This is a genomic window from Achromobacter sp. Bel (assembly GCF_012928505.1).
In the GTDB taxonomy this organism is placed as follows: domain Bacteria; phylum Pseudomonadota; class Gammaproteobacteria; order Burkholderiales; family Burkholderiaceae_B; genus Achromobacter.
Window position 1 is genome coordinate 54868 of record NZ_JABBJN010000011.1, and the last position, 12426, is coordinate 67293.

Here is a 12426-nt window from a genome sequence, read left to right on the forward strand (position 1 = left end):
GGAAAGCAGAATTGCGGCCGGGCGACGTTCGTCCCCATTTTTGGATTGACAAAGGTCAACATGTGGCGAGCCTGACAGAGCAGGATATGACTCAAGGTGGGCGGTGGCCTACCGTTCTAGCAAAGGAGATAGCTATGTCGCGGTTGAGTCAATACAGTCCGTTTGCGTCCGACCCGTTCTCGGATGTCTTTCAGGCATTCCTCAGGCCGGTTCGCCAGCAAGCCGACGAACAGAATCCCCGGATGGACATCGATATCACCGAGGTCGGCGACAAGTACGTGTTGAAAGCGGAGGTCCCTGGGATCGAGAAGAAGGACATCTCGGTACAGATCGACGGCAATACCGTCATGATCTCTGCTAACAAGGAAAGGAGCAGCGAGGTAAAGGAAGCGGGCAACGTGGTGCGTCAGGAACGGTTCTGGGGACAAGTCCAACGCTCGGTGACGCTGGCCAGCCCGATAGACCAGGCCAACGCCAAAGCCGTATGCGAGAACGGCGTACTCGTCTTGACACTTCCCAAAGCACAAGGCAATCAGAACAAGACCGTGCAGATCGAATGAACTCCACACCTTCGCTAATCTGGCGTGGCACGAGATGCGATGGCTGCCGTGCGAGGCCTGCCGTCCGTGATCGTTCCGTCACTCCGTGGAGGTAGCTATGTTTCGCCGTATTGCAGTCCATTTGGATCACGGCGTTGATTGCCCGCGCCGGATTGAGTTTTGCTTGCACATCGCGAAGGCGCATGATGCGCATCTGACAGGCATATTCACCAGCTACGTCTCGCCGGGATATTTCTCCGACGAAGCGGGTCTATGGGCCCGAACCACGGAGGGGGCGATGGAGATCACTACGAAAAAAAGGTCCGCACTGCAGCAAGCCTTCAGTGAGGCGGCCCGACGCGCAGGCGTGACGGAATCATGGCGGCAAGGCGAGGGTTCACCAGCGGAGTGTGTGTCTAGACATGCACGCTATTCGGACGTGCTCGTCATCGGCCAGCAGAATGCCTACGATCTACAGGCAGCGACGGGTAACGATTTTGTGGAACAGACTTTGCTTTTCGTCGGTCGGCCGGTCATCGTATTGCCGACTGCAGGGATGTTCGAGACTCTTGGGACGCGAGTGCTGTACTGCTGGAACGGTGGGCGCGAAGCGGCGCGAGCGATTGCCGATGCGGCGCCGCTCCTGCGCCATGCAGATAGCCTACGCGTCTTGACGATGGATGAAGCAGCCGACTCAAGAATCGAGATCGAAACCCTATACGAGGATCTTGCGGTCTATTGCACTTGCCACGGATTCCCCGAACCGGAGCATGAAACGCGCGGCACGCGCGACATTGATGTCGGCGATGCTATTTTGAGTTCGGCGGCGGATTTTGGCGCTGACCTTATTGTCATGGGAGCATATGGCCACACTCGAATGCGCGAACTGGTCATGGGCGGTGCCACTCGCTCATTGCTCAAAGCGATGACCGTGCCCGTGCTGTTCTCTCACTAACTGCGCAGTCTGGGCGCTCGCGGGAAGGGCGGTTGCGCTGCACAATCGGGGGCAAGATGATGTATTCACGCATTGTTGTCGCGGTGGACAGTAGCCACGCGTCGAATCGGGCCTTGGACGAAGCCATCAAGATCGCGAAGGGCTCCGACGCGACACTGCGCATCATTCATGTGCTGGATGATCTGTCGGTCTACCTTGCCGCCAACCCCTACGCGGGTTACTACACCGGCGAGCTGATCGAAAACCTGAGGCGGGAAGGAGCGAAGATTCTGGAGCAAGCGCGCATGCGCGCCACAGCGGCAGAATTGCAGGTTGAAACGGTCCTTTACGATGACCTGGGACTGCCGGTAGAAGAACGAATAGTGACGGCCGCTCAAGATTGGCCCGCCGACTTGATCGTGATGGGCACACACGGACGGCGTGGCGTGAAGCGCGCGATGCTTGGCAGCAGCGCCGAAGCGGTGCTGCGAACATCCCCCATGCCCGTGTTGCTGGTTCGAACGCCATGACGGGGGCCAGGCGCCCCCGGCGTCCTGCAAGCTACCCAACTGCCTCAGCCGCAGGTGCCGCAACCTTGTGTGATGCGCGCAGATGGGCGTGCGCGGAAAGATGGATTGATGACCGCGGCGAGACGCCTGTCTGGGCGAAAAATCGTTACGCCTTTCAATCCCATTTTCCAAGCCTGAATAAAGAGGGCTTGTGCGCGTTCTGGGCGGTAGTCGCCGGGAACCGGTATGGTTTTGGAAATCGAAGCGTCTACATAAGGTTGCAAGGCCGCTAGCATGGCCAGATGATCTTCCGGGGCGATATCGGCGCTTTTCTGGAAGTACCCGGGCAGCGGTAGATCGGACGCATGTGATTGTTTCCAAAGCCGCCATGCGTGGTTCTCCACCGTCATGTCGACCGCAATGGCGCCTGGCAATTGAATCTGGCGACGGTAAACCCAATCGAAGGCTGGCTCAATGCCGCTGGAGCATCCATCGGCGAAGGCCAAGCTGACGCTGCCCGTAGGGGCGAAGGAAACCAGATGGCTATTGCGCAGTCCATGCGCTTTGATCGCTTTGACGACATCAGGCGGGAGAAAGTCGCCGATTGCGCCCGCCGCCAGATAATCGTCGGCACGGTAAAGGGGAAATGGTGCTCGTTCTGCGGCCAGCTCCGCCGACGCGGCATAGGCGTTGTCACGAATACAGCATGCGACCGATCTTGCTGCCAGCCGGCCGGCTTCGCTGGCATAGTGCAGTTGCAACATTGCTAGCATGTCGGCCAATCCGGTGATTCCTACTCCGATTCTGCGTTTGGAAAATGCCTCTTTGGCTTGGGCGGGTAACGGCCAACGGGTCAACTCGATCACATCGTCCAACATACGTACCTGCGTACGAACCATCTTTCCCAGTTTTTCCATATCAATTTCGGGTTCTCCGCCGATCCCGAACGAATGGTTGACTAGGCGCGTGAGATTGATTGGGCCCAACACACAGCAGCCGTACTCCGGCAAAGGCTGTTCGCCGCATGGGTTGGTGGCTCGCAAGGTTTCGATTGCCCGCAGGTTATTCGCTCGATTAATGGTGTCGATGTAGAGGAACCCAGGTTCCGAGCTGTGCGTAGCCTCTTCGGCCATTGTTGCCCAGAGACTTCGGGCAGGCTCCCGGCGATATTGCCAGAGGCCGTTACTCAATTTGAGCGCACCCATTGAGATACTGCGCTCGTCGGGCAGGGCCGGATGTACCAGGGGCCAGGCGTCGTCCTGCTGAACAGCAACCAGGAAAGCGTCAGTGATCGCGACTGAAATATTGAATGTGCGCCATCGATTGCGGCCGTGCTTGGCGCGTATGAAATCAAGAATGTCGGGATGGTTGCAGGAAAGCACCGCCATCTGCGCGCCACGCCGACTGCCCTGAAACGACAGACTGCGACAAGCCGCATCGTATCGGTCGATCGCCGAGCAAACAGCGGGTGTCGCGGCTTTCGCTTCGGCGCTTGCTGACGAAGGCGGCAAGGCGGAGAAGTCATACCCCACGCCACCGCCCATCGCCAATGTCGTACAAGCCTGTTCCAGTCCGGAATCGAAGGGCAGGGTGGGTGAGCCGACGCCCACCGGCTGCACGAAACAGTTAATCATGGTCGCGTGAGCGCTGGTGCCAGCATTCGCCATGATGCGGCCAGCTCCAATTGCGCCCATTTCCATATTGCGCAAAAATTCTTGCGCGATAAGTGTGCGCCGCTCCGGCGCTTCAGCTTTGGCCAATGCATGAGCTACGCGCGCATAGATTTGAGACGCCGTGGCCTCCCCCGGCGCTGCATATCTGTCGGCCATAACGTGAGCGCAGATGCGTTGCTGGTCGAGCATAACTGCCTCGGCGTCTACGATGTGCCTTGCGGGGCGCGTACGAGAAGTACCGGTACGCTTGCGTTGCGCATGATTCCCTCGGCGCTGCTTCCAAGCGCCAGGCGGCTGGCTCCTCGACGACCGTGCGTACCCATCACGATCAAGTCCGCCTTCCATGACAAGGACTCGTCCAGCACTCGCTGTTGCACGGTTCTGTCCAGGTTTTCGTATAAGACCGTGTCCGCCTCGACTCCCGCTGCTTTGACGGCATCCAGGGCAGAGTGAAGCACCCTTTCTCCGTTTTTCCGAATTGACTCGAGCAGTTCGCCCGCTCCATAGCCATAGGCGCCGATGGTTAGCGCAAACGAGAGCTCGTCGATGACGTGGATCAAGCGAAGACTGGCGTGGGTGAGTTGTGCGAGGCGTATCGCTTCCCCAAGTCCAAGCTCAGAGGTGGCGCTTCCGTCGATAGGAACAAGGATTCGCTGGTACATGCTGAAACTCCGGGAGAGAGGGGGCATGTCTTAGTATCGGCTGACCGAAGGCAAAAATATTGATGGTTGTCATGATTCACGCAGCGTGACGTCCGGAACGCGGGTGCAGCGAAGGGGCGCTTCACGGCACGATCGTTCGCGTTGCGATGCCGGTCACGATTTATCTTGACATTAGTCAACGACTAAACGTGGCCAAAGCTCAGGATGGATAGCGCGCGAAAGCGATCGGCGCAAATGGCGCGTGGGTGCTGTCGGTTACGACGGCATGGGTACCGAGCGGGTTACCGTTTGGCGATAGGCAACTGGGAGAGAATCATGAACGACGCAGCGCTGCGGGAAAGAGTACAGAGTGCACTAACGTTTGAGCCCAATATTGAAGCTCTGCATATCGGGGTCGCGGTAGACGATGGCGTCGTGACATTGACAGGCCATGTCGAAACCTATGCGCAGAAGCTTGCCGCCGAGGAAACGGTTCAGCGGGTCAAGGGGGTACGTGGTATTGCCCAGGAAATCGAAGTTCGCGCAGCGGCTGACAAGCAACTGGCAGACGACCAGATAGCGACTCGCGCGTTGAGCATCATCGCATGGGATGCAACGATCCCCGATGGAAAGGTGCAGGTGACCGTGCAAAAGGGATGGGTTAGGTTGAGCGGAACGGTGGATTGGTTCTATCAGCGCGAAGCCGCCGCGTGTGCGGTCCACAAACTGTCGGGCGTGACGGGCATTTCGAACTTGATAGAAGTGGTGCCGACCGTGCAGGCTGGCGACATCAAACGCAAGATCGAAGCGGCACTACTACGCAGCGCGCAGATCGAGGCGGGTCGCGTGGAAGTCAGCGTGCATGACAACAAGGTCATACTGAATGGGCGCGTCAATAGCTGGATTGAACGCGGCGCCGCCGAGCGGGCCGCTTGGGCTGTACCCGGGGTCGTCGAGGTCCAAGACAGACTAGTGGTCGGTTAGTGGAGGGCCAGACAACCCGGACGAGAAGCGAGTTTGCCGCGCGATCGGTGGGTGCTGCCGAGACGCACGCGGCGCGGATTAGCTGATTTCAAGCCTGTCATCAACGCCAAGCACGCTTGGAACGCTCCAGGCCGCCAGTTCGGCGGCATGACGATCCGCCCAGCTCCTCACTTTGCCTGTCAGCGTGACGTGCCTATCGCGCACCGAAACCTGAATATCGTGTGCTTCCAATTCGGCGCTACGCTTCAACGCCTTCTGTATCCGCTCCCTCACGTCGCCGATCTGTATACCTGCGTTGAGCGCGATCAGATTCGCGACTCCTTTGACACCAGACAGTCTCCGGACGGCGCTCTCCGCCGCCTTGCGCTGAAAGTTCCAGTCGACCTCTCCGCTCAACGTCACCCAGCCTTGCTGCACCTTTACCTGCACCTTGCTGTCGGGAACCGATACATTCCAGCCAATGCTGCTGAGTGCCCGTTTGGCTAGTTCATCGTCGGAGCTCCCTTGTTCGTAGTTCGTACGGACTTCGATGTCCTCAGCAATCCCCTTGACGCCTTTGACGTGCATCACGATTTTTTCGGCGTCGTATTTTTGGCTATAGGTACTGACGTGCCCGGTCAACGTGATAACGCCATCGGACGCGGCTACGCCAATGCCCGAAGCGTCGACGCGCGGGTCGAATTCCAGAGCATCCAGCACGTTACGGCGAAGTTCTTCGTTCTTCATGGTAATCCTCCAGTCGCGATCGAAGATGGGGTGAGCGGCCTGCGTGCTCGGTACAGCGCTTGCGGTGGACCGCTGCGCCGCATGTGAAGTTTCCGACAGCAGGGTGATCGAATATTGACAATCATCAATAGAAAAAATCGGGTCTGTTCGAAATCGGGCCCTGTGCAAGAGAACGTCATGGAATGCGGCTTACTCCTTGGGCTTGCGGCCGGTATGACACGGATGAGCGAACGCTGAGATCGTGATTTTTGTCAACACGATTTTTTTAGGCAGTTTCAACATCAAAGCAGTCCCGTGCAGCGTTCGGGCGCGCGAGGAATAGTGCGTCCACGATGGTGTAGGGATACCTAACAACCCCTGGAGGTCGACATGCAAAAACCTGTCAGTATTCCGCAGACCAAACAAAACAAGACACGATCCGACGGGAAAGAGGACGCAGCGCAGCATCAGCGGAAAGCCGAAATGGCCGAGGTGGTGGGACGGCACAAGAATATGGGGCAGAAAGACCATAAAGGCGCACGTTGAGATAGCAGCCGCCGCCCCAGCTTGGTCTGGGACCCTATCAGGAGAATGATCATGGCGCGAGCAGCACGACTGGGAAAAGAGGGGGGAGATGCAAGCACGAGTGGCGTATCTTCCAAGCCGCAGCCCAGGAAATCGCCTGCAAGCGGCGACTCGACAGGTCTACCGCTGTTGCAGACCAGATTGGAGGGGGTGGCGGACGCCTGGGCTGGCGAAATGAGGGCGCGCGCCCGACGGCTGACTGAGGTCAAGTCGCCGGGCGCCGCCGCGCCCGAGCTGATCCATGATCTGCGTGTCTACATGCGACGGCTTTCCGCCTTGTCCGATCTGATGCCGTGTAAGGAACGAGGTGGCGCGATAAGGCGGATGCTGCGTAAAGAGGTGGCCTGGGCGATGCAGCCTTTGTCGCGGGCGCGAGATTGGGACGTGTTTGTCATCGAGATGTTGCCGCGCCTATGCAATGCAGACTCGGATCTGGACCGAGTCGCTGCGACTAAACGAGCCGCCGCCCGATCCGACATCGTGCACAGTGAAATGTATGCCCATTTGCGGTCAGAGCGCTTTCAAGGTGTGCTTCGCCTGTTCCGGGAGCGGGACGAAGACATGCGGGTTGCCACCGCTGAACGCCGTTCCAAGGTGCTGTTCGGCCGGATTCACCGAAAACTGGAGGGTTGGGAAAAATCCATCCGAGATCGCTTGGCGGGGCCGGCGATGCGCGGCGCCCGCACTCAGCATCGAATGCGGATCAAGATCAAACGCTTGCGTTACGCCAGCGAGGCGCTGTTGCAACTGGCGTCCTCTCGCAAGCTGGACCGCTTTGTCCGATCTCTAGGACAGTTGCAGGGCAAGCTCGGCGATATCCAAGATCTGAGGACCGCCTCGCAGCTTGGAGGGGAGGTCAGCGTTAGTTTATCGACCGGCAGGTTAACAGGGCGGAAAGCCGAAAAAGTTTGCGCTCGATTGTTGCGCAAGGCCGAAGCCGAGCTGCGCGTAGCGAGTCGGAGTTTTGTGCGAAAGCCTTCATTCTGGGCTGACTCGAGACAGGGGAGAGTGGTTCGGCGATTGGTGTGCGGCAAGGTTTTGTCATCAGGTGTGCGGGCTTGAGTCCGCGCAATGCGTTGCGGCGGACGAAGATGTCGCTAACCAGGATTTCCCGATCGGGGGCGAGATGAAGACGCGTATCGTGGCAATGTGGTTCCTGCTCCTTCTCGCTGTGCAGCCGCTTGGCACGGCTTTTGGCCAGGCGGCAGATTCGCTGCTTACGGTTTCTCCTGCGATGCTCAAGAGGGTGGATCAGGACGCTGAGGCGACCCTGTTGCGCCTGTATCGCCAGTCGCCCAGGGCCCAAGCGCTGATTGCCCGTTCATTCGGCGTGCTGGTCGTGCCCGCCCTGCACGCAGATGGTGGTATTTTGGGCGTGGCTTATGGAAGCGGCGTGTTGATTGACGCCCTGGGGGACCGCAGCTATTACAACGTCATTGGCAGCCCGCCTGGTTCAGTGCTTGGATTGAACGACAAGGCCCTGATTCTGTTTTTCTCGACCTATGAGTCGCTGCGTGCGTTTGAGGCGACGCCGGGGTGGGTGGAGGGGCACAATGGAAGCATCCAGATCCTGGATGAGTCCTCCATGGCCAATCAGCGTAGTCCGGCTATCGAGCCGATCGGCGGTTTCATCCTGTCGGCAAACGGGCTGGCGAGCGGCCTGTCATTGAAAGGCAGTCTGTTCATCAAGGTGCCGATTTATCTATGTACAGAGGAAGCGGCTTATTGCCGCTGATCGTGCGGGGTCCGAATTTACGTCCACCAACGGCGGCGCAGTCTGGCGTTCGATAGCATCACGGCACCATGGATATGCAGACGACTCTCCCATTCGCGATCGCACTGGGCATCGGCTTGCTGATTGGCGTAGAGCGCGAGCGGCGAAACCGGCGATGGCTATCGGGCAAGACCGCCGGCGTGCGCACCTTCGCCATTGTGTCGCTCCTGGGCGCGGTAGCGATGCATTCGGGCGGGGCGCTTTTGCTCGGTTTGGTTGCAGTTGGGCTGGGAGGCGCGTTGTTGGCCCACGCGCGCGGGACCGAGCGTAGCCAAGGGCTGGCGACGCAGGTTGCCTTGCTGTTGAGTCTGTTGCTTGGCGGCCTGTGCCTGCGCGACCCGGCGTTGGCGTCGGGGCTGGCGGTAGCGGTGACTGCTCTGCTGGCGGCGCGTACTGGTCTGCATCGATTTGTGCGCTCGGTGCTCAGCCCGCAAGAGCTTGTCGACGCCTTGATCCTGGCAGCAGCCGCGCTGGTGGTGATGCCCCTGTTGCCAGATGCCTATGTTGGCCCGTTCGACGCCCTCAACCTGCGCACGATCTGGAAGTTCACACTGCTGGTCATGGCGGTTAGCGCCGCCGGCCATATCGCGTTACGGGTGTTTGGTCCTCGCATCGGTTTGCCGTTGGCAGGGTTCGCGTCCGGCTTCATTTCCAGCACATTGACTATCGGCGTAATGGGCGAGCGCGCTAAGGCCGATCCTGCGCTTAGAGGGCCGGCGGCCGCAGGCGCTGTTTTGTCCTCAGTGTCGACGATGTTGCTCATGGCAACGGTACTGGCCGCCATCAGCCCTGAAGTCTTGCGAGCGCTGGTGATTCCGCTTGCTTGCGGCGGCGCGACGGCGCTGAGCTATGGCGTATTGTTCCTTTTCAAGGTGATGCGTCAGACAGAATGCACGGCGGTCGAAGCTGGGCGGCCGTTCAAGCTGTGGACGGCTTTGGTATTGGCGCTCGTGGCGGCGGGGGTGCTGCTGTGTACTGCCACGTTGAATGCGTGGCTGGGATCGCGGGGTATCACCATTGCTGCGTTGCTGGGCGGTCTGATCGATACCCATGCCGCGGCTGCGTCAGTCGCCACGTTGGTGGCGGCAGAGACGATTTCCCCGGCGCAAGCAGCCGTGCCGGTGCTGGCGGCCATGTCTGCCAACGCGCTGACCAAGGCGATCTTCGCGGCAGTCAGCGGCGGATTCGCGTTTGCCGCGCAGGTGGTGCCGGGCCTGATATTGATGGTAGCGGCGGCCTGGGGGGGCTACACGATGACTTAGGCTAAATACGCATAATGTGTATTATGTAAAGTAAAGGAATGGGTTGCGGGATCTGGCGTCGTATCCTGAAACCGGCAGCCCATCCTGGGGCCCCTAATGGCAGCTCAAGCTCACTCAACGATGACCAAAGATGGTCGGGTGACCATCCCAAAGGACATACGACGGCGCCTTGCCAGCCGCCGCGCCGCCCTCCTCGCCTTCGTATTCGCCGCCACCTGATTCGTCAGCACCGCCATGGCCACGCATCTATCTGCCGCGGATGTTGGAGACTGCGGGGCGCCACGCTAACTGTGGTTGTTCCGTAGGCGCGTTCACCGGTGCATGGAATATGGTGCCAGACTACATCTAGCCGAAGTAACTAAATTGTCATCGGCGCGCCTTAGCATGTGCGCACACTCGCCGCCTCGCGCTGGTCTGCGTTGATTCTCTTGCGATATGCCCTGTTTCACCCAGGCTTTTCATCCGCGTTATTCGCCGCCGACGTGCACACAGGCCTGAGGCACATGCAGAAAATACTAGCGACTTTGGCCACCGGAGCGGTCATTGCCTCGTCTGTACCCGCGGCTGCCGAGATCTCGACCGTCATTGATCCTGTCTTGGCCTACGACCTCGACTGGCCGCGCCAGCCGCTACATGATGCGTTGCAGCGATATAGTCAGTTGACCGGAGACTCCGTGCTGTATGACAGTGGCCAGACGGCGGGAAAAATTGCTCCGGCGTTGACCGGCCGCTATACCGCCAGCGAGGTGCTGACGAGGATGCTGGCGGATACAGAGTTGCAGCCTCACTACACCGCCCCGAAGGCGCTGCTGCTGAGCCCTCGGACGCGCACACCTCCTGCCCCTGTGCCGCCAATTTCACAAGCCGCCCGACAGCAATACTATGGTCTGCTCCAGACCCGAGTGCTCGCGGCCCTCTGCGCCCGCCCAGACTTGGGCACGGGAGACTACCGCGTCGCGTTGCGCGTGGACCTGAATCGCCTGCACGCTTTGTCGGATGTCGTGGTCCACGCCACCGGCCGACCCGAGATGGAGGCAGCCGTGCGCGAGACTCTAGCCGGCCTGCCCATCGGCGCCCCACCGCCCGGATTCGGGCTGCCCGCAACCCTGCTGATCACACCCGAGGCTGCACGCCGCTATGGCGGCTGCGCGCCATGAGCGGCGCCGGTTTGGCCGCGCTTCGGCGCCTGATCGCCGAGCGCTACGACGCTATCAAGTATCAGGTGTCTCGCCGGCTGGGCGGTGCGTCCGACCTGGCGGGAGACGCGCTGCACGATGCCTATATGCGCTTGTCCGTGCGCGACGACCTGGATGCCATTCGCCACCCGCAGTCCTATCTGGTCAACACGGCCGTGCACGTGGCCATCGACCGTATCCGGCAAGATGTGCGGCTGCTCAGCGAAAGCGAGGTGAATGAGTTTTTCGACGTCGCGGATGCCAGCCCCGGCCCGGACGTGGTGATGCAATCACGCTCGGATCTATCGCAGATGTTCAAGGCGCTTGACGCGCTGACACCGCGTCAACGCGATATCTTGCTTGCCGCGCGCGTGGAAGGTCTGTCGCGGCCCGATCTCGCCAAGCGCTGGGGCATATCGGTGCGGTTGGTCGGGCGTGAACTACAAATCGCGCACGAGCATTGCGTACGGGCGATGGCTCGGACGGAGGAATAATTGCAAGAGAGTGTTTATTTCTCTCCGACGGAGTTCCGTTCCGGCTTCGTGAAAACGTCTAGATATAAGAACGGCACAAATAGTGCCGCGCAAGCGAAACAACTCCATGGATTCCGACCTTAACCCAGGCCCTGTTCCCGACCCCGCCATCGAACGCGAGGCCCATGCCTGGGCACGCATTCTGGCGACCAATGTGCCCACCACGCGAGACGGCGACGCCTTCAAGGCATGGCGCGCCCAAAGCGCGGCGCACGAGCGCGCGTGGATAAACGCCGCCCGCGCCTGGAGGGAACTGGGCCACATCGCGCACGCCTACACGGCGAGCAACCCAATGCCTGGCCAGACCCGCCCTGCCCCGGCCAAGCCGAGCAGAAGATGGTTCCTGGCGGGAGGCGCCGGCGCCTTCGCCAGCATGGCGGCAGTCGCACTGGTGCGGCCACCTTTTGGCCTGTGGCCGTCATGGGCACAAGCCAATGCCGACTACCGTACCGTCACGGGTGAACAACGCAGTATCGCGTTCACCAGCCAGCACCTTGTGCTGGATCTGAACACACAGACCAGCATCAATGTGTCGACCCAGGGTACAGAGCCACGCATTGAACTTGTGTCAGGCGAGGCCGCGATCCGCGCCGCTCGAAGTCAACCCTGCGCGATCCTCGCCGGCGCGGCGCGCATGCGCCTGGCCACCGGCGACATCGAGGTGCGCCACCTGCATGACGACCGTATCCACCTGCGCTGCAACAGTGGCCAGGTCGAACTGACGCATCCCAAAGCCACGATGCTGCTGGCGGCGGGACAGCAGCTCAGCTACGACGCCAATACGCTGGGTGCACCCACCCTCTTCACCCAGACGGTGTCGGATTGGCGCGGGGGCATTGTCAGCTTTCACGACTTGCCGCTGAACCTGGCGGTAGACGAAATCAACCGATATCGGCCCGGTCGAGTGGTGCTGATGAACGAAGCGCTGGCGCGACATCGGCTGAGCGCGCGCTACGAGGTGAAGAACTTGGACGAGGCCATTGCGCAGATCCAGCAGTTGTACGGCGTTTCGGTGCGTCGCGTGGGCGATGTGGTGTTCTTGATCTGAGACAGTCTGTGCAGGCCTGACGCCTGTCATAAAAGATTCATGGGATTTCCATGCCGAATCCCGA

The 12426-nt window shown here is 60.2% G+C and carries 14 protein-coding genes; 11 read left to right on the forward strand and 3 right to left on the reverse strand.

The features are described from left to right. Positions 1 to 134 precede the first annotated feature (134 nt). The 3 genes from HG262_RS09605 to HG262_RS09615 all read left to right on the forward strand — a co-directional run bounded on the left by HG262_RS09605 (position 135) and on the right by HG262_RS09615 (position 2003). Positions 135 to 560, forward strand: coding sequence for an Hsp20/alpha crystallin family protein (locus HG262_RS09605; RefSeq protein ID WP_169270791.1), 426 nt, complete (start codon positions 135 to 137; stop codon positions 558 to 560). Positions 561 to 657: 97 nt separating this feature from the next. Continuing rightward, complete coding sequence (locus tag HG262_RS09610; protein WP_169270792.1) at positions 658 to 1494, forward strand: universal stress protein; 837 nt, start codon at positions 658 to 660, stop codon at positions 1492 to 1494. 59 nt (positions 1495 to 1553) lie between these two features. Further along, a complete protein-coding gene (locus tag HG262_RS09615) occupies positions 1554 to 2003 on the forward strand; it encodes a universal stress protein (protein WP_169270848.1) in 450 nt (149 codons plus the stop codon). A gap of 44 nt (positions 2004 to 2047) precedes the next feature. On the opposite strand, the gene HG262_RS09620 is transcribed toward HG262_RS09615, so the two are convergent. Beyond that, a complete protein-coding gene (locus tag HG262_RS09620; protein WP_169270793.1) occupies positions 2048 to 3844 on the reverse strand; it encodes an adenosylcobalamin-dependent ribonucleoside-diphosphate reductase in 1797 nt (598 codons plus the stop codon). 14 nt (positions 3845 to 3858) lie between these two features. After that, positions 3859 to 4317 (reverse strand): universal stress protein, encoded by a 459-nt coding sequence (locus tag HG262_RS09625; RefSeq protein ID WP_169270794.1) that lies wholly within the window; start codon positions 4315 to 4317, stop codon positions 3859 to 3861. Positions 4318 to 4632: 315 nt separating this feature from the next. Here HG262_RS09625 and HG262_RS09630 point away from each other — a divergent pair, with 315 nt between their 5' ends. Further along, entirely contained in the window at positions 4633 to 5280 is a 648-nt protein-coding gene (locus tag HG262_RS09630; RefSeq protein WP_169270795.1) for a BON domain-containing protein, read from the forward strand. Between the two features lie 78 nt (positions 5281 to 5358). On the opposite strand, the gene HG262_RS09635 is transcribed toward HG262_RS09630, so the two are convergent. Next, entirely contained in the window at positions 5359 to 6006 is a 648-nt protein-coding gene (locus HG262_RS09635) for a BON domain-containing protein (RefSeq protein ID WP_169270796.1), read from the reverse strand. A 369-nt stretch (positions 6007 to 6375) separates the two neighbouring features. Here HG262_RS09635 and HG262_RS09640 point away from each other — a divergent pair, with 369 nt between their 5' ends. The 7 genes from HG262_RS09640 to HG262_RS09670 all read left to right on the forward strand — a co-directional run bounded on the left by HG262_RS09640 (position 6376) and on the right by HG262_RS09670 (position 12362). Beyond that, positions 6376 to 6531, forward strand: a complete 156-nt coding sequence (locus HG262_RS09640; RefSeq protein WP_169270797.1) for a hypothetical protein — start codon at positions 6376 to 6378, stop codon at positions 6529 to 6531. Between the two features lie 51 nt (positions 6532 to 6582). Then, complete coding sequence (locus tag HG262_RS09645) at positions 6583 to 7632, forward strand: CHAD domain-containing protein (protein WP_169270798.1); 1050 nt, start codon at positions 6583 to 6585, stop codon at positions 7630 to 7632. 64 nt (positions 7633 to 7696) lie between these two features. Beyond that, entirely contained in the window at positions 7697 to 8305 is a 609-nt protein-coding gene (locus HG262_RS09650; RefSeq protein ID WP_169270799.1) for a hypothetical protein, read from the forward strand. Positions 8306 to 8373: 68 nt separating this feature from the next. Beyond that, positions 8374 to 9606 (forward strand): MgtC/SapB family protein, encoded by a 1233-nt coding sequence (locus tag HG262_RS09655; protein ID WP_169270800.1) that lies wholly within the window; start codon positions 8374 to 8376, stop codon positions 9604 to 9606. 503 nt (positions 9607 to 10109) lie between these two features. Then, positions 10110 to 10763, forward strand: coding sequence for an STN domain-containing protein (locus tag HG262_RS09660; RefSeq protein WP_169270801.1), 654 nt, complete (start codon positions 10110 to 10112; stop codon positions 10761 to 10763). Then, positions 10760 to 11275 carry a sigma-70 family RNA polymerase sigma factor gene (locus tag HG262_RS09665; protein ID WP_169270802.1) on the forward strand — a complete coding sequence of 172 codons (516 nt, stop codon included), beginning with the start codon at positions 10760 to 10762 and terminating at the stop codon, positions 11273 to 11275. The genes HG262_RS09660 and HG262_RS09665 overlap by 4 nt, the downstream gene beginning before the upstream one ends. A gap of 106 nt (positions 11276 to 11381) precedes the next feature. Next, positions 11382 to 12362, forward strand: coding sequence for a FecR domain-containing protein (locus HG262_RS09670; protein ID WP_169270803.1), 981 nt, complete (start codon positions 11382 to 11384; stop codon positions 12360 to 12362). Positions 12363 to 12426 lie beyond the last annotated feature (64 nt).

What these genes read in the sequence shown, in the direction of transcription:
- HG262_RS09605 (WP_169270791.1), top strand. Translation starts at nt 135, where the DNA reads ATGTCGCGGTTGAGTCAATACAGTCCGTTTGCGTCCGACCCGTTCTCG.
- HG262_RS09610 (WP_169270792.1), top strand. Translation starts at nt 658, where the DNA reads ATGTTTCGCCGTATTGCAGTCCATTTGGATCACGGCGTTGATTGCCCG.
- HG262_RS09615 (WP_169270848.1), top strand. Translation starts at nt 1,554, where the DNA reads ATGTATTCACGCATTGTTGTCGCGGTGGACAGTAGCCACGCGTCGAAT.
- HG262_RS09620 (WP_169270793.1), bottom strand. Translation starts at nt 3,844, where the DNA reads ATGCTCGACCAGCAACGCATCTGCGCTCACGTTATGGCCGACAGATAT.
- HG262_RS09625 (WP_169270794.1), bottom strand. Translation starts at nt 4,317, where the DNA reads ATGTACCAGCGAATCCTTGTTCCTATCGACGGAAGCGCCACCTCTGAG.
- HG262_RS09630 (WP_169270795.1), top strand. Translation starts at nt 4,633, where the DNA reads ATGAACGACGCAGCGCTGCGGGAAAGAGTACAGAGTGCACTAACGTTT.
- HG262_RS09635 (WP_169270796.1), bottom strand. Translation starts at nt 6,006, where the DNA reads ATGAAGAACGAAGAACTTCGCCGTAACGTGCTGGATGCTCTGGAATTC.
- HG262_RS09640 (WP_169270797.1), top strand. Translation starts at nt 6,376, where the DNA reads ATGCAAAAACCTGTCAGTATTCCGCAGACCAAACAAAACAAGACACGA.
- HG262_RS09645 (WP_169270798.1), top strand. Translation starts at nt 6,583, where the DNA reads ATGGCGCGAGCAGCACGACTGGGAAAAGAGGGGGGAGATGCAAGCACG.
- HG262_RS09650 (WP_169270799.1), top strand. Translation starts at nt 7,697, where the DNA reads ATGAAGACGCGTATCGTGGCAATGTGGTTCCTGCTCCTTCTCGCTGTG.
- HG262_RS09655 (WP_169270800.1), top strand. Translation starts at nt 8,374, where the DNA reads ATGGATATGCAGACGACTCTCCCATTCGCGATCGCACTGGGCATCGGC.
- HG262_RS09660 (WP_169270801.1), top strand. Translation starts at nt 10,110, where the DNA reads ATGCAGAAAATACTAGCGACTTTGGCCACCGGAGCGGTCATTGCCTCG.
- HG262_RS09665 (WP_169270802.1), top strand. Translation starts at nt 10,760, where the DNA reads ATGAGCGGCGCCGGTTTGGCCGCGCTTCGGCGCCTGATCGCCGAGCGC.
- HG262_RS09670 (WP_169270803.1), top strand. Translation starts at nt 11,382, where the DNA reads ATGGATTCCGACCTTAACCCAGGCCCTGTTCCCGACCCCGCCATCGAA.